The 15,522-nt window shown below is 71.9% G+C and carries 14 protein-coding genes; 6 read left to right on the top strand and 8 right to left on the bottom strand.

Going from position 1 to position 15,522, the window contains the following annotated elements:
- Window positions 1-13 precede the first annotated feature (13 nt).
- The 5 genes from cysD (at window position 14) to CA984_RS04925 (ending at window position 5,277) form a co-directional block, all read left to right on the top strand.
- Entirely contained in the window at window positions 14-928 is a 915-nt protein-coding gene (gene cysD / locus CA984_RS04945; protein ID WP_086568632.1) for a sulfate adenylyltransferase subunit CysD, read from the top strand.
- 118 nt (window positions 929-1,046) lie between these two features.
- Entirely contained in the window at window positions 1,047-2,309 is a 1,263-nt protein-coding gene (cysN, locus tag CA984_RS04940; RefSeq protein WP_086568629.1) for a sulfate adenylyltransferase subunit CysN, read from the top strand.
- Window positions 2,310-2,540: 231 nt separating this feature from the next.
- A complete protein-coding gene (locus tag CA984_RS04935) occupies window positions 2,541-3,500 on the top strand; it encodes a sulfotransferase (RefSeq protein WP_086568627.1) in 960 nt (319 codons plus the stop codon).
- Complete coding sequence (locus tag CA984_RS04930; RefSeq protein WP_086568625.1) at window positions 3,497-4,438, top strand: glycosyltransferase family 2 protein; 942 nt, start codon at window positions 3,497-3,499, stop codon at window positions 4,436-4,438. The genes CA984_RS04935 and CA984_RS04930 overlap by 4 nt, the downstream gene beginning before the upstream one ends.
- 26 nt (window positions 4,439-4,464) lie before the next feature.
- Window positions 4,465-5,277, top strand: coding sequence for a WecB/TagA/CpsF family glycosyltransferase (locus CA984_RS04925; protein WP_242675736.1), 813 nt, complete (start codon window positions 4,465-4,467; stop codon window positions 5,275-5,277).
- A gap of 44 nt (window positions 5,278-5,321) precedes the next feature.
- Here CA984_RS04925 and CA984_RS04920 read toward each other — a convergent pair whose 3' ends face one another.
- The 6 genes from CA984_RS04920 to CA984_RS04895 all read right to left on the bottom strand — a co-directional run bounded on the left by CA984_RS04920 (window position 5,322) and on the right by CA984_RS04895 (window position 11,927).
- Entirely contained in the window at window positions 5,322-6,224 is a 903-nt protein-coding gene (locus CA984_RS04920; RefSeq protein WP_086568676.1) for a sulfotransferase, read from the bottom strand.
- Entirely contained in the window at window positions 6,221-7,525 is a 1,305-nt protein-coding gene (locus tag CA984_RS04915; protein WP_086568620.1) for a lipopolysaccharide biosynthesis protein, read from the bottom strand. The genes CA984_RS04920 and CA984_RS04915 overlap by 4 nt, the downstream gene beginning before the upstream one ends.
- An 82-nt stretch (window positions 7,526-7,607) precedes the next feature.
- Window positions 7,608-8,465 (bottom strand): sulfotransferase family protein, encoded by an 858-nt coding sequence (locus CA984_RS04910; protein WP_086568618.1) that lies wholly within the window; start codon window positions 8,463-8,465, stop codon window positions 7,608-7,610.
- The gene (locus CA984_RS04905) at window positions 8,462-9,361 is read right to left on the bottom strand and encodes a hypothetical protein (RefSeq protein ID WP_086568616.1); all 900 of its coding nucleotides are present in this window, start codon (window positions 9,359-9,361) and stop codon (window positions 8,462-8,464) included. The genes CA984_RS04910 and CA984_RS04905 overlap by 4 nt, the downstream gene beginning before the upstream one ends.
- Complete coding sequence (locus CA984_RS04900) at window positions 9,358-10,650, bottom strand: hypothetical protein (RefSeq protein WP_086568614.1); 1,293 nt, start codon at window positions 10,648-10,650, stop codon at window positions 9,358-9,360. The genes CA984_RS04905 and CA984_RS04900 overlap by 4 nt, the downstream gene beginning before the upstream one ends.
- Complete coding sequence (locus tag CA984_RS04895) at window positions 10,647-11,927, bottom strand: YveK family protein (protein ID WP_086568612.1); 1,281 nt, start codon at window positions 11,925-11,927, stop codon at window positions 10,647-10,649. Before CA984_RS04895 ends, CA984_RS04900 begins: the two co-directional genes overlap by 4 nt.
- 354 nt (window positions 11,928-12,281) lie before the next feature.
- On the opposite strand from CA984_RS04895, the gene CA984_RS04890 reads away from it, so the two are divergent.
- Complete coding sequence (locus tag CA984_RS04890; RefSeq protein WP_133061553.1) at window positions 12,282-13,313, top strand: glycoside hydrolase family 26 protein; 1,032 nt, start codon at window positions 12,282-12,284, stop codon at window positions 13,311-13,313.
- On the opposite strand, the gene CA984_RS04885 is transcribed toward CA984_RS04890, so the two are convergent.
- Together CA984_RS04885 and cysC are read right to left on the bottom strand one after the other, a co-directional pair.
- Complete coding sequence (locus CA984_RS04885) at window positions 13,197-14,150, bottom strand: sulfite exporter TauE/SafE family protein (RefSeq protein ID WP_086568610.1); 954 nt, start codon at window positions 14,148-14,150, stop codon at window positions 13,197-13,199. The two genes, CA984_RS04890 and CA984_RS04885, sit on opposite strands and share 117 nt — an antisense overlap.
- A gap of 141 nt (window positions 14,151-14,291) precedes the next feature.
- Complete coding sequence (cysC, locus tag CA984_RS04880; RefSeq protein WP_086568608.1) at window positions 14,292-15,521, bottom strand: adenylyl-sulfate kinase; 1,230 nt, start codon at window positions 15,519-15,521, stop codon at window positions 14,292-14,294.
- Between the last annotated feature and the right edge of the window lies 1 nt (window position 15,522).

Raw genomic sequence — 15,522 nt, 5'->3', positions numbered from 1 at the left:
CTAGGAGAGTCTGATGCTCCAGTGCGACTACACCACGTCGCAGCTCGATGTCCTCGAGGCAGAGGCCATTCACATCATGCGTGAAGTGGCGGCCGAGTTCGAGCGTCCGTGTCTGCTCTTCTCCGGTGGTAAAGATTCCATCGTCATGCTGCGCATCGCAGAGAAGGCGTTCTGGCCGGCGCCGATCCCCTTCCCGCTGATGCACGTGGACACCGGGCACAACTTCCCCGAGGTCATCGAGTTCCGCGACCGCCGGGCCGAGGAGCTGGGCGCACGGCTGGTCGTGGCCAGCGTCCAGGACTCCATCGACGCCGGCCGGGTGGCCGAGGAGACCGGCCGCCGGGCCTCCCGCAACCGGCTGCAGACCACCACGCTGCTGGACGCGATCGAGGACAACGAGTACGACGCGGTGTTCGGCGGCGCCCGCCGCGACGAGGAGAAGGCCCGCGCCAAGGAGCGGGTGTTCTCCTTCCGCGACGAGTTCGGCCAGTGGGACCCGAAGAGCCAGCGGCCGGAGCTGTGGAACCTCTACAACTCCAAGATCCGCAAGGGTGAGCACATCCGGGTGTTCCCGCTGTCCAACTGGACCGAGCTCGACATCTGGGACTACATCCGGCGTGAGGGCATCGAGATCCCGTCGATCTACTACGCGCACACGCGCAAGGTGTTCGAGCGTGACGGCATGCTGCTGGCCGACAGCGAGTTCATCACCCGCGACGAGGACGAGCAGCTCTTCGAGAGCGTCGTCCGCTACCGCACCGTCGGCGACGTGACCTGCACCGGGGCCGTCCAGTCGACCGCCGCGACGGTCGAGGAGATCATCAGCGAGATCGCCGCCACCCGGATCACCGAGCGCGGTGCCACCCGCGCCGACGACCGGGCCTCCGAGGCCTCCATGGAAGACCGCAAGAAGGAGGGCTACTTCTAGTGCGTGATCTTCTGTCGCGCCGATCGGTCCTCGTGGAGGGCCGGCCGGGCGAGAGCCGAGGGCCACTTCCGACGCAGTCTTCCCGCGAAAGCCGTACGACCTCTGGAGAGCAGTTCTGATGGACATCCTTCGCTTTGCCACGGCGGGAAGCGTCGACGACGGAAAGTCGACCCTCATCGGGCGGCTGCTCTTCGACTCCAAGGCGATCTTCGAAGACCAGCTTGAGGCGGTCGAGCGCACCTCCCGCGACCGCGGCACCGAATACACCGACCTGTCGCTGCTCACCGACGGCCTGCGGGCCGAGCGGGAGCAGGGCATCACGATCGACGTGGCCTACCGCTACTTCGCCACGCCCAAGCGCAAGTTCATCATCGCCGACACCCCCGGGCACATCCAGTACACCCGGAACATGGTCACCGGCGCGTCCACGGCCGACCTGGCGATCGTCCTGATCGACGCGCGCAAGGGCGTGCTGGAGCAGTCGCGGCGGCACGCGTTCCTGACCACGCTGCTGCGTGTCCCGCACCTGGTGCTGGCCGTGAACAAGATGGACCTGGTCGACTACTCACAGGAGCGGTTCGAGGAGATCCGTGAGGAGTTCACCTCCTTCGCCGCCAAGCTGAACGCGCCCGACCTGACGTTCATCCCGATCTCGGCGCTGCACGGCGACAACGTGGTGTCGCGCTCGGAGAGCATGCCCTGGTACAACGGCTCCTCCCTGCTGCACCACCTGGAGCACGTGCACATCGCCTCCGACCGGAACCTGGTCGACGTGCGTTTCCCCGTCCAGTACGTCATCCGGCCGCAGCGGGCCACCGATCCCGCCCTCCACGACTACCGGGGATACGCGGGCCAGGTCGCCGGCGGCGTGCTGAAGCCGGGTGACGAGGTGATGCACCTGCCCTCGGGCCTGATCACGCGGATCGCGTCGATCGACACCTTCGACGGGCCGGTGGACGAGGCGTTCGCGCCGATGTCGGTGACCCTGCGGCTGGAGGACGACATCGACATCTCGCGTGGCGACATGATCTGCCGTCCGAACAACCAGCCGCACGTGGCCCAGGAGCTGGAGGCGATGATCTGCTGGATGAGCGACGTCACCAAGCTGGGGCCGCGCACCAAGCTGACCATCAAGCACACCACCCGGACGGCCCGCGCCCTGGTCCGCGACCTGCACTACCGGCTGGACGTCAACACCCTGCACCGTGACGAGTCGGCCCAGTCGCTCGGCCTGAACGAGATCGGCCGTGTCTCGCTCCGCATCACCCAGCCGCTGTTCGTGGACGACTACGCGAGGAACCGCCTCACCGGCGGTTTCATCCTCGTGGACGAGTCCACCAGCAACACCGTCGGCGCCGGGATGATCGTCGAGGCGAAGTAGGCCCGTCCCGGGCGTCACCGCAGACACCACGCCGGCCCTCTCCGCCGACGCCGCCGACAACAACGGCGCGGGGGAGGGGGCCGTCGTGCTGCCGGGACGGGGTGGTCGCCGGGTGGCGCGGTCCGGGCCGGACGCTTCCCAGGTAGATCCTTTGTCTGTTCCCTGACTCCTTGGTTACTCTCCGCGCTATTGTCGGTACGTTCCGTATCCGTCGGGTAAGGATTCGTGCCTGTGTCTGACAGTCCCACCCCCGCCAGGGTCGTTTTCGTGGGCGGCCTCGGCCGTAGCGGCACCACTCTGCTGGAGCGCCTCCTCGGTGAGGTGCCCGGCGTCGTGCCGCTCGGAGAGGTCGTTCACCTCTGGGCGCGGGGTGTGCTGGCGGACGAGGCGTGCGGATGCCGCGAGCCGTTCGGCTCGTGCCCGTTCTGGCGCAAGGTCGGCGAGCGCGCGTTCGGCGGCTGGTCGGAGGGGCTGGCCCACCGGGTGCTGGCACTCCGGCGCCGGGTGGACCGCACCCGGCGCATCCCCCTCCTGGCCCAGCTCCTCACCGAGGAGCGGCCGGTCGACGGCGGCTGGCCGTCCTCCGGCATCGCCGAGCTGAGAGAGTACGCCGCCGCCCATCGCCGCCTGTACGACGCGGCGGGCGAGGTCGCGGGGTGCCCGATCGTGATCGACTCCAGCAAGCACGCCTCCCTGGCCTTCTGCCTGGCCGCCGCCGGAGTCGACGTGCATGTCGTGCACGTCGTCCGCGACCCCCGGGCGGTCGCGCACTCCTGGCACCGGCGGGTCGCGCGCCCCGAGGACGGCCGCCCCATGACCCGCTGGTCACCGGCCCGGACCTCACTGCACTGGCTGGCCCAGAACCTCAGCCTGGAGCTCCTGGCACGCCGGGGCGTCTCCGTCACCCGGATCCGCTACGAGGACCTCCTCGGAGCCCCCGCCGACACGCTCAGGCGCCTGGCCGCCAGGATCGGGCTCCGGCCCCGCCTGGACTTCCTCGCCGACGGCGGGGCCGAGCTCTCGATGGCCCACACGGCCTCGGGCAACCCCATGCGCTTCACGGTCGGCCGGATCGGGCTGACCCCGGACGAGGGCTGGCGCACCGCCGCCTCAGGCCGGCACCAACGCCTGGTCGCCGCACTGACCTGGCCGCTCATGCACAAGTACGGCTATCGCGGGAGGCTCGCATGAGTCCATCGGTAGGTGTGGTCATCCCCACAAGAGGGCGTCGGCCCGACCAGTTGCGCTCGGCCACGCGCGCCGCGCTCGGTCAGGATCATTCCGGTGCCGTGGAGGTCGTCATCGTCGTGGACGACGGCGACCCGGTCTCGGTCGTCGACCAGGTGGCCGGCCTGCTGGCCGACCGGCTTCCGGCGGCCCGGAGGCAGACGGCGGGGGCGCGCGGCGTCCGGGTGGTGGCCAACCGGCTCAGCCCCGGCCTGCCCGGGGCGCGCAACACGGGCATCGCGGCGCTCGGCACGGACCTGGTGGCCTTCTGCGACGACGATGACCAGTGGCTGCCCGGCAAGCTCAGCGCCCAGGTCGCCGCCCTGGAGGCGGAGCCGGCTGCGGAGTTCTCCAGCTGCGCCATCGAGGTCGAGTACGGCTCCCGCCGCGTTCCCCGTCTCGCCGGGACCGACCTGGTCACCCGTGCCCATCTGGTGCGCTCGCGCATGGTGATGGTCCACTCCTCGACGTTCCTGTTCCGGAGGGGCACCCTCTGGGTCGACGAGAGCGCCCCCAACGGCCAGAACGAGGACTGGGACCTGGCGCTGCGCGCCGCCGCGCGCCACCCGATCGTGCATGTCGACCGTCCCCTGGTACACGTCCGCTGGGGCGGTTCCCTGTACGTGACCCGCTGGGCCGATCGAATCGCCGGGCTGGAGTGGATGCTCGCCCGGCATCCTGATCTGGCCGTGGATCCGCGCGGCGCGGCGCGGGTCTACGGTCAACTCGCCTTCCACCACGCCGCTCTCGGCCGGCGGCGGGAGGCGGGCCGCTGGGCCTGGCGGGCGTTCGCCGCGCGGCACGGCGAACCCCGCGCGCCCCTCGCGCTCGCCGTGGCGGCGGGTCTGGTGTCGGCCCAGGCCGTGCTCAGCACGCTGCATCACCGCGGGCACGGCATCTGATGGCGTTCAGGACCGTCCATGAGACGTTGAGCGTCCCGCGCCAGCGGACGCGACCGGACAAGGCCACCCGCAGGCGGCTCCGCCGCAGGGTGCACGTAGCCGGTCTGGCGATCGATCCGATGACCGAGAGCGAGGTCGTCGACCACGTGGTCGACGCGCTGAAACGCGGTGAGGGCGGTCACCTCGTCACCCCGAACGTGGATATCAGCTGGGCCGCCGCCCGCGACTCCGAGGTGCGCGAGATCATCGAGGAGGCCGACCTCGTGGTGGCCGACGGCATGCCGCTGGTGTGGGCGGCGAAGTTGCTCGGCACGCCCGTCCCCAGCCGGGTGGCCGGCGCCGATCTGATCTGGTCCCTGGCGGAGGCCGCCGCCTTCTACCGCTATCCGATCTACCTGCTGGGCGGGCCGCCGGGGGTGGCCACGCAGGCGGCCGGCCGGCTGACCGCCCGCCATCCCGGGCTGCTCGTCGCCGGGACCGACGCCCCGCCGTACGGGTTCGAGGCCGACTCCGAGAGCTACGCGAAGGTCAGGGACGCGGTGGTGGCAGCCGGGCCCCGGTTGGTCTTCGTCGGGCTCGGCTTCCCCAAGCAGGACCGGCTCATCGGGATGCTCCGCAAGGACCTGCCCGGCACCTGGTTCGTCGGATGCGGCTCGGCCATCGCGTTCGCCGCCGGTGCGGTGCGCCGGGCGCCCCAGTGGATGCAGCGAGCCGGGCTGGAGTGGCTCTTCCGGCTGCTCAACGAGCCCGGCCGGCTGGCCCGCCGATATCTGCTCCACGACCTGCCGTTCGCGCTCTGGCTGCTCACCGCCTGCCTGCTCCGGCGGCTGTTCTCCTGACGTGGCCCCTCCCACAGTGGTCAGGCACGAGGGGGTGGGGAGGCCTACCGGTAGGCCAGCTCTCTGACCCGATCGATCTCCTCCGGGGTCAGCCGGTCGGCCGCCGTGGCCAGGGCCCGGCGGGAGTCCATCGGCCGGTAGGCGGTGCGGGAAAGACCGCTCCAGGCGAAGCCGCCGGCATCGGTGGCGGCTGCCGTACACGCGCGGGAGACGCGCTCCTCGGCGCGGGTGGACCAGGTCAGGCCCGACCAGTCGTACAGGCGGCGGAAGCCCCGTTGCGGATCGGCGGCCAGGTCCTCGTAGCGGGCCAGCAGGATTCCCGGATGCCGCGTGGCCAGGTCGGCGGCGACGGTCCGGGCCGCCCGCCACAGGGCGACGGCCTTGGCGATCCGGTCCTGGCAGCCCACCAGCGGGCGGAGCTCCTCCAGGTGCGGGTGGTCCCGGATCAGCAACGGCTGTTCGAGCAGTTCGTGGAAGTAGATCGTCCAGCCCAGCCGCTGCCAGCTCCCGACGAACGACACGGGGTCGCGGAGCAGGATGACCACCCGGCAACCGAGCCGCTCGGCGAACCAGCCGGCCGAGAACAGCGCGAACGGATCGTCCAGCAGCGCCCGGCGCCCGGTCAGCCGGCCGAGCGTGAACGCAGTGCCGTACCGGACCATCCTCGCCAGGTCGTACGGCGAGCGGTTGCGGCGCAGCTCGGCCAGGAACCGGTAGCGCAGTGCGACGGTGTCGGCGAAGGCGGGCAGCCAGGTCTCGTCGTTGTCCGGGCAGATGTACTGGAAACGGTGGGTGACCTGGGCGTTGAGCACCCCTGGGCACTGCCCGGGCGGGTGCTGGGGGTTCAGCGGCTCGTTGACGTAGACCAGCTCGCCGCCCGCCGCGAGCATCTTGCCCGTCCAGCTCGTCCCACTCCTCGGCAGCCCGGTCACCAGCACGGGCGTCATCGTGCCCGCCACGCCTTCAGGGCGGCCAGGCTGTGGACGCCGAAGGGGCGCAGGCCGTACCGGCGATGGATCTGCCACAGCGGGAGCAGGTTCTTGACCAGCATGCCCCCGGCCCAGCCGAGGGCGGCGCCGGACGCCCCGCAGGCGGGGACCAGCAGCGCGTCCAGGACCACGGTCACCGTGATGGCGGCGACCAGGTTGGCCAGGCTGGAGCCGGTGTGTCCGGCGGAGGTCAACACCACGTCGACCATGCCGCAGGCGGTGGCGAGCATCATCGTCGCGGCCAGCACGAGCGCCACCGGGACGCCGGAGGCGTAGCCGTCGCCGAACAGGCCGAGCAGCCACGGCGCGAGCACGGCATAGCCCAGCCAGATCGGCCAGGTCAGCAGGACCAGCCACATGGTGGTCGACTGGTACAGCTCGCGGGCGCGCGCCAGGTCTCCCGCGGCCAGCGCCCGCACCAGCCTCGGCTGCACGGCCTGGGTCAGCCCCTGGTTGGCGAGCTGACCCACGATCTTGAATCGGGTGGCGGCGGTGTAGACCGCGGCCTCGACCGGCCCGGCGAGCATCGCCACGACCACGATGTCGAGTCGCTGGAACACCGCCTGGATCCCGGCGGCCATCGACCGGGGCCAGGTGTAGCGCCACAGGTCGTGCGCGGTCCCCGGCAGGTAGGGCGTGTACGGCAGCCGCCGGCGCAGCCAGATCGCCGACAGCAGCAGGACCGGCAGGGACGGCAGGGCCCAGGCCGCCGCGAGCAGCGGCACCGACCCCGCCCCCGCCACCACCACGGCCGAGACCAGCACGAGCTGGGCCACCGGCTGGAGCACGCCGTCCAGCAGCACGGTCGGCCGCATCGCGCCGAACCCGCGGGTCGCGGCCACCACGACGTCCGCGCACACCACCACCGGCAGCGCCGCGGCCAGCACCCGGACCGTGGGGTCGGGGGCGCTGAGCAGGACCGTCACCCCCGTGACCAGCGAGAGCGTCACCACCGGGACGAGCGCCGCGCGGACGTAGCCGGAGGTGCAGCGGTATCCGAACGGCCGGGAGCGGGCGATGAAGTAGATCAGCCCGTTGCCGGCGTCCATCCGCAGGATGCCGGCGGCCATCAGGCACAGCGCGGTCGCCGCGAAGAAGGTGCCTGCGGCTTCCTGGCCGGCCGCCCGGGTGACCAGCACGACCACCGCGAACTGCGCGGCGGCGGCGGTCGCGGCCCCGGCCAGCCCGGCCAGCCCGCCCCGCGCGGGCCCGTTCAGCCGGGGCAGCCGGGGCAGCCGGGGCAGGGTCAGCGCCACCACGCCGGCCCCCGTCCTGAGGCGGAGGTGTTGGTGTCGCCCTGTCGGGGTGCGCACTGTTCGGCGGGGGCGTCCCCGGGGGAGGTCAGCGCCGCCATGTCGGCTCCGTGCCGAGCCATGGGGTCAGCAGGGCGTCGGACTCCTCGAAGCGGTCGGTCAGCTCACGGCGGAGCGGCTCGGGCATCGGCGTGGGCCGGGGCCGGGGGTTGTGCCGTTCGAACACCGGGTCGCCGATGTGCGGCAGTCCGAGGAACTCCAGCACCCGGTCGTAGACGGTCTCCGGTTCGGTGAAGAACCGCCCGCTGTCCAGGACGAGCACCCGGTCCCGGCCGATCAGCGGCTCCAGCGGGGCGAGCTGCTCGGCGTAGCGCCCCCTGGCCAGGTAGGCGTGGTGGCGGTGGGCGTGGTTCACCGAGTACGGGGAGGCGCACAGCCCCTCCACCGCCCCGGCCAGCCGGCTCTCCTCCAGCTCCACCGCCCTGGCGAAGGAGGTCTCGTTCTCGAAGCCCCGGGCCAGCTCGTGGGCATGGGCGGAGAAGGCGCGTTCCACCGGGTCGCGGACCAGCACGATCACCTTCACCCCCGGCAGGTCCCAGGCGATCCGGGGGCAGGCGAGCGGGTGGAAAAGGTAGTAGGGCGACGACTCGAAGGCCTGCGGGCGGCAGCCGTACCGGCGCGCCAGCCGGGAGGCCGTGGCCTGCAGCGGGAAATGTGCCCGGTACCAGGGCAGGCCGCGGTCGTAGGCCACGTCGAAGTAGTGGACGCCCTTGTGAAGGACGGGCTTGAGGATCAGCGGATGCTGGGCCAGCGCCCGGTAGAGCGAGGTGGTGCCGGAGCGCTGCGCCCCGGCGATCAGGAAGGAGGGCAGCACCCGGCTCCCGGCGGTGAGGCGTCCGGCGGTCCGCGACAAGGCGTGGACGGAACGCTTCAGCCTGGGTCTCACGTCAGGGCCTCCTCGAAGTCGACGGCGGGGTTGAGCCAGTGCTCGGCCGGGCCGAGCGGGGCGTGACCGTCGGCCGCGTGCCGGTCGGCCAGCGCGACCAGGTAGCGGATCGCGGTCAGCCTGGCCTCCGCCGCCGACAGCCCGAACGGGGCCAGGATCGGCAGGGCCTGCGCCACGCAGGCCCGTGCCGCGGTCGCCGGGCGGGTGCGGCGCAGGGCGCGCTGGAAGAAGTGGTGGACGGCGTCGAAGCCGAGTGGCACGCCGGTGGCGAACCGCTCCCAGTCCCAGACCAGCAGCCGCCCGTCCGCTCCGCGGGCGATGTTCCACGGCGAGAAGTCGCCGTGCCAGGCGGACCCGTGGCCGGATATCCGGCTGATCTCGCCGACCGCCCCGATGAGCAGGTCTTCGGGGATCCGGCCTCGCCGTACCGGGAGCGGGGTCAGCGCGAGCACGGACAGACCGCGCCAGGAGCCGTGGTGCAGCACGGCCGGGGGGACGACGGTCTTCAGCGCCACGCCGGCGAGCAGGTCGAGCGCCCGCGCCTCGTTCGCGATGAGCTCGCGGCTCCGGTCGGTGTCGCCGATCTTCACGAAGGCGGCCAGCCCGTCCGGGGCGTGGGCCTCCAGGACCGGCTTCCGGTTGGCCCGCAGGGCGGGCCGGACGTGCAGCACGATTCTGACGGGGGCGCTCAGCACCTCGCTGAGATAGGTCTCGATCGTGCCCTCATCCGAGGCGACCATGACCTTCCTGCCGGGATGCCACCACGCGCGGGGCGCCAGCCTGCGGGGGAGCAGGGGGTGGGGCAGCACGCTGTACGGCCGGCGCCCGCCGGAGCCGGGGAACAGCAGGCCGACGGTCTCGTCGAGGTAGCGCAGCCGGGCGCGGGCGTCGTTCATGCGGCCCCGCTCGCCATTGAGTTCCTCCAGAGCAGCGCGAATGAGATCAGATACAGGTTGAGCGGCGTGACCAGCCCGTCGTAGACGAACATGTAGAGCAGGGTGAGGATCATCACCAGGACCCCGGCCAGGCCGATCGGGCTCCGGTCGCGCCAGTGGCGGCGGACGGCCCCGGCGAAGAACGCCACGTAGAGGGCGGCTCCGACGAATCCCTGCGTGATCATCAGGTGCCAGAGCTGGCCGTCGCTGCCCAGCGGAGGGTGGCCGCAGACGTCGCACCAGCCGGTCTTCCCGGTGGTGACCGTGCGGTGGTTGCCCATCGCGTTGCGGGTGTTGCCGTAGCCGATGATCGGTGAGGTGGCCGCAGCCGCGACGGTCGCCGTGACGGTGAAGGCGCGGATGTCGTTGCTGTGCGGGCTGTCCAGCCGCTGGGCCACCATCGCCTGCAGCGGGCTGAGGAAGAACACCAGTGCGCCGCAGGCGGTGGCGGAGAGGACCACGACGCGGGCCCTCGCGCCCAGGCGCAGGAACAGGTAGACGGTGGCGATGCCCAGGCCGATCCAGAGGCCGCGGTTGAGGGAGTAGACGATCGGGACGGCGGCCAGCGCGATCAGCGGGACCACGGCCAGGCGCCTGCGCGGCCCGCCGTACACCCACCAGCCGACCACGAACCAGATGAGCAGCACCGAGATGTTGCTGCCCCAGGCGTTGGCCCACTCGAACGGGGCTTCCGGGCGCGGGGAGGAGTGGCCGAGCACCTTCTGCACCTGGGCGGCGGTGGGGTGGATCAGGTTGTGGACGAAGGAGTTGCCGCTGATCCAGTGGGGCAGGATCCGCTCGACCGGCGAGGTGAAGTCGGCCCGGGGGACCAGCACGCCGAGCAGGCCGCCGGCGACGGTCGTGACGAACAGCACGCCGAGCATCCGTACGAGGGTGAGCTGCGGCAACTCCTGCTCGGTCAGGTTGCCCAGGTAGAGGACCATGATCATCAGTGAGACGTAGAGGAACAGGCGCATCAGGTAGCCGATCACCCGTCCGGCGCCGAGCTCGCCGTAGGTGTCCGGCGGCATCTCGTCGAGCATGAGCGCGCTGACCAGGTAGCCCGCCAGCAGCAGCAGCCAGAGCCCGAACCCGCGCGGTGCCCTGATCGGCCGCCGCCGCCACAGGGCCAGTGCCATCGGCGGGGCCAGCACGATCACCGACAGGCCGCCGAAGCCCAGTGCCCACCAGAGGGGGTAGCCGATGAGCAGCGCGGCGATCGGCCAGGCCGCCGGGTGGAGGCCTCTCACGTCGGGAAGACCATCTTGTCGGCCGCGGGCGGGTGCGGCTGCGTCGGCAGGGGAGCCTGGGCCGGCGCGGGCCGGCCTCCGGTGACGGGGTGGGCCGTCCCGTCGGAGGCGACGGGCGCGGAGGCGGAGGCGGCAGTCGGGGCGGGGGCGCGGGTCCGGCGGGTCTTCGGCACGCGGCCGGTCTTCGAGATCCGTCCCGTCCTCGGAGTCCGCCCGCTCTCCGAGGTCCGTCCGCTCTCCGGGGGCTGGGCGCCCGGGACGGGCGACGGCCCGGCCGGTGGGACGGCGAGTGCGCCGAGCACGGGGATCCCGCGCTCGTTGAGACCGCGTACGGCCTGCGCCACGTCACGCGAGGACGTCCCCGGCAGGGCGATCAGCAGCACGGCGCTCCCCGCGCGGTCCGCCGGCTCTCCGATCTCCTCCGCGCTGAGGACGTCGAGGCCGGTCAGGCGCCTGAGATCGGAGCCCGTGCGGATCCTGGTGTCGAGGCGGTCGCGGACCCAGGCGGCGCCGACCCCGGCGAGCAGGCCGATCATGAGGCCGCTGCCGAGATGCAGGGGAGGGCTGGGCGCGCCGGGCTCGGCCGGGGCGACCGGCTCGCTGATCACCGAACCCGGGGTGACGGGGACGGTCCTGAGCGCGTCGTACCTGACCGTGAGGTTGTAGATCTGGCGGCTGAGCACGGTCTGCCGCTGCAGGGCGATGGTCCGCTCCGCCGTCCCCCTCGCCAGGCCGGGGAGCGTGCCCGCCACCGTGACCAGGCTGGCGTTGACCTGCTTGAGCTTGGCGAGGAGTGCCTTGAGCTGGGCGTCCAGTGCCTGCGTGGCGGACTCCTCCCGGTTGGCCAGATAGGCCTGCGCGTAGGCGCCGGCCCCGGCGGCCGCGGTGTGCGGGTCGGCGGCGGTGTAGGAGATCTCCAGAACCGAGGTGTTGGGCGGCACGGAGACGTCGACGGGCTCCGGCGTGCTCTTGAGCACGGCCCGGGCCTTCTCGGCGACCACGGCGGACTGGGCGATCTGCACCTCGGTGTCGAGGTTGAGCGGCTCGCGCTGCCGGTTGGTGACCTGGTTGGTCTGTTCGGAGAGGCCCGTCGGGGAGACCAGCACCTGGGCGGTGGCGGTGTAGGCGGGCGGGGTGAGCCGGAGCAGGGCGACGCCGCCGCCGATCCCGGCCGCGAGGAAGAACAGCAGGATCGGCCATCTGCGGCGGACGAGGGAGACGTAGTCCGCCAGATCTCCACCGGAGCGGCGGACGGGGGTGTCCGGTGGCAGGCTCATACGTTGCGGTCCCTTTCGGGCGGCGTCGGCGCTTCAGAACCCTAGGAACTATAGGTCGGGTCGCCATTTCCCCGACCCATTACACAAGATTTTCTTCAGATTGATCCTGCTAATCACGGTGCGATAACTATCGTTTATCCGACATTTCCCGCCTCTTGCCGGTCGGCTGCGGCACGGACCGGCAAAGTCCGTGACATGGCACGTCCGGAGGGTGGGAGGGTGTGCTCCGGAGAAAGTCAAGAAACGTGCAAGCGGAGTGTCTGCGAGGAACCGTTGCATCGGATAAATGCCACTTTAGGGATAATTTCCCGCAAGGCCAGAATCGGCGGATCAGGTCTCGTCCTGGTCCTGGGAATGGGCGCGTGCGCTCAGCCCGCGGCGGTCTCCGCGGAGTCGCCGGAACGCGCCGCCGCCCGGGTCAACGGTTTGCTGGGCATCCGCCCGTCGGGGGCCGCCTGCGAGGTCACCGTGAAGCTCATCCCCTCGTGCGGGGCGTGGTGGGGGATCGCGCCGGAGATCTTCACCGGCAGGCGGCCCGGGCGGGCGCTGGAGCGGGCCGAGGGGCGCATGGGCCGCCCGGCCGCCATCATGCACGTCTACCACCGGGGCCCGGAGCTCTTCCCGACCCCCGAGGAGCGGAAGATCGCGCGCGACCCCGCGGGCCGCAGGCTCCTGCTGATCAACTGGAAGCCGTCCTCCGACCGGACCTGGGCGGAGATCGCCGGGGGTGCGCTGGACCAGCGGATCGACCGCCTGGCCGACTACGTCCTGAAGAGCTTCCCCGAGAGGTTCTTCCTGACCGTGCACCACGAGCCGGAGAACGACGTGCGCGAGGCGCCGGGCTCGGGGATGACCGCCGAGGACTACTCCGCGATGTTCCGGCACGTGGTGCTGCGCCTGCGGCAGCGGGGCGTCCGGAACGCGGTCACGGTCATGACCTACATGGGCGCGCCCAACTGGGCCGCCAAGCCGTGGTTCGAGAGGCTCTACCCCGGTGACGACGTGGTCGACTGGGTGGCGATGGACCCGTATGCCGACGACAGGGTGGAGACCTTCGACGGGCTGGTCAACAAGACCCGCGAGGAGTTCGCCGGGTGGCCGGGGTTCTACCGCTGGATGCAGTCGCGCTTCCCCGGCAAGCCCTTCATGATCGCCGAATGGGGCGTGTTCGAGCGCCGCGGCCGGCCCGGGTTCAAGGAGTCGTTCTTCTCCTCGGTGCGCGAGGAGATGCGGCGCTACCCCCAGATCAAGGCGCTGGTCTACTTCGACTCACCGCGGGCGCCGCGAGGGGACACCCGTTTCGACACCACTCCCGGCGGCCTGAGGACCTTCTCCGACCTCGCCCGCGACCCCTACCTCCGCGCGACCCCGGTCCCTGAGCAGTGACCACCCGGCGGCGGCCGCAGCCACGGCGCCGGCCAGGATCCAGAGCGTGGCCGTGTTGCCCACGCCGAGGAGTTTCAGCGCCGACGCCAGCAGCACCACCGCGAGCAGCGCCCGGATGATCCCGCCGGGAGCCCGGGCCGAGATCCGCGCGCCCAGGTAGACGCCGGGGATCGAGCCGGCCAGCAGCGAGATGGTGACGTCGAGCTGGAAGTCGCCGAACAGCAGGTGCCCGAGGGCGGCCGAGACGACCAGCGGGACGGCCTGGACCAGATCGGTGCCGACGAGCTGGTTGGCCTTCAGCGCGGGGTAGAGCGCGAGCAGCGCCACGATGATCAGAGACCCCGAGCCCACGGACGAGATGCCGACGACCAGGCCCCCGATTGTACCGACCAGTAAGGTCGGAAATGGGCGCACGACGATCTCACCGAGGTCGGTCGAGACCTCCCCCTCGCGCCGCGAGAGCCAGGCCTTGGCGACCAGGCCCGCGACGGCCAGCAGCAGCGCGACGCCCAGGGCGTACTTGATCGTCTGCTGGATCTGCTCGCCGTCCCCGAACGCCCGGGCCACGAGCACCCCGCAGAAGGCCGCGGGCACCGATCCCGCGCACAGCCAGCCGACCAGCCGCAGGTTGACGGTGCCCCGGCGCATGTGGACGGCCCCGCCCACGGGCTTCATCACGGCCGAGGCGACCAGGTCGCTGGAGACGGCCGCCAGGGGCGGCACGTTGAAGAACAGCATCATCATCGGCGTCATGAGCGCGCCGCCGCCCATGCCGGTCAGGCCGACGACGATCGCGACGAAGAACGATCCGGCCGCGAGGGGGAAGTCGATGCCCATCGGTCGTTCACCTTTCCTCGACGGCCGCGTGCACGGTCCTGTGGTCGCGCTTCGACGGGCGTGCCCTCCCCGGATCGGCGCTGCCGTACTCGCCTCTCGACGGGCGTGTCCTCCCCGGGTCGGCGCTGCCGTACTCGCGCCTCAACGGACCCACCCTCCCCGGATCAGCGGATCCAGCACCTGCTGGACGGCCCGGTCCACGCTGATCGAGGTGGTGTCGACGACCAGGTCGGCGTCGTCGGGCTCCTCGTAGGGGTCGGAGACGCCGGTGAACTCGGGGATGATCCCGGCCCGGGCCTTGGCGTAGAGCCCCTTGCGGTCGCGGCGCTCGCACTCGGCGAGCGGCGTGGACACGTGGACGAGCAGGAAGTCGGCGCCGACGGCCTCGACCATCGCGCGGACCTCGTCGCGGGTGGCGGCGTAGGGGGCTATGGGCGCGCAGATCGCCAGACCGCCGTGCCTGGCGGCCTCGGCGGCGACGAACCCGATCCGGCGGATGTTGAGGTCACGGTCCTTCTTGGAGAAGCTCAGCCCCGCCGACAGCAGGTGACGGACCACGTCGCCGTCGAGATAGGTGACCGTACGGCTGCCGCGCTCCAGCAGCGCGTCCCGCAGCCCTCGCGCGACGGTGGACTTGCCGGAGCCCGACAGGCCGGTGAGGAAGACCACCAGTCCCCGCCGGTGCGGCGGCCCGGGGAGCGTCACGGGCTCGGGGCCGGCCAGGTGCTCCGTCGCGCCGTAGGCCTCCGCCACGTGCTCGCGCAGCTCCAGGTCGATGCTGGGCTCGTGCCGGGGCGCGAGGGGCACCACGGTCACGAGCGTGCCCTCGGGCAGCCGGTCGCGGGCCTTGAGCGCGGCGCGGACCACCGCGGGGCCCGCCTCGCCGAAGGCCAGCGGGAGCAGCAGGATCGCCGCGTCCAGCTCCTCGGCGGTCGCCCTGATCTCCTCCAGGTCGTCCAGCGGCCCGCGCATGGTGACCGCCAGCACCTCCCGGCCGGCCAGTTCCTTGCGGACCTCGGCGGGAGTACGGCGCAGCCGGGCGAACGGCCCGTGCTCCGGCGCGTCCAGCGTTTCCAGCGGGCCGGCGACGGAGCCGTCCGCCCGCTCGGTGACGGTCAGCACGGCCAGCGCGGCGCCCTCGGGGTCACGGAGCGTGATGCGGTCGCCGGGCGCGGCGGGGTGGTCGTCGGGCAGGGCGAGCGTCACGGGCGCGGGCCACGGAGTGCCGTCCGCCAGCGTGCCGTGCTCGTCCACCGCGTGCGCGTCCGCTGAGGTCAGGAAGCCCGTCAGCGGCTGGAAGGCGCCGGAGAGCAGCAGCTCCAGATCGGCCAGCTCGCGGGCGTCGGGGGTCCACTCGAAAGGCGCCGTCATC

The organism is Streptosporangium minutum (genome assembly GCF_002149035.1).
In the GTDB taxonomy this organism is placed as follows: Bacteria; Actinomycetota; Actinomycetes; order Streptosporangiales; family Streptosporangiaceae; genus Streptosporangium; species Streptosporangium minutum.
This window is presented reverse-complemented; position numbering and strand designations above follow the sequence as displayed.

Coding starts and splice junctions, on each gene's coding strand:
- cysD (WP_086568632.1), top strand. CDS start 14: ATGCTCCAGTGCGACTACACCACGTCGCAGCTCGATGTCCTCGAGGCA.
- cysN (WP_086568629.1), top strand. CDS start 1,047: ATGGACATCCTTCGCTTTGCCACGGCGGGAAGCGTCGACGACGGAAAG.
- CA984_RS04930 (WP_086568625.1), top strand. CDS start 3,497: ATGAGTCCATCGGTAGGTGTGGTCATCCCCACAAGAGGGCGTCGGCCC.
- CA984_RS04920 (WP_086568676.1), bottom strand. CDS start 6,224: ATGACGCCCGTGCTGGTGACCGGGCTGCCGAGGAGTGGGACGAGCTGG.
- CA984_RS04905 (WP_086568616.1), bottom strand. CDS start 9,361: ATGAACGACGCCCGCGCCCGGCTGCGCTACCTCGACGAGACCGTCGGC.
- CA984_RS04895 (WP_086568612.1), bottom strand. CDS start 11,927: ATGAGCCTGCCACCGGACACCCCCGTCCGCCGCTCCGGTGGAGATCTG.
- CA984_RS04890 (WP_133061553.1), top strand. CDS start 12,282: ATGGGCGCGTGCGCTCAGCCCGCGGCGGTCTCCGCGGAGTCGCCGGAA.
- CA984_RS04885 (WP_086568610.1), bottom strand. CDS start 14,150: ATGGGCATCGACTTCCCCCTCGCGGCCGGATCGTTCTTCGTCGCGATC.
- cysC (WP_086568608.1), bottom strand. CDS start 15,521: ATGACGGCGCCTTTCGAGTGGACCCCCGACGCCCGCGAGCTGGCCGAT.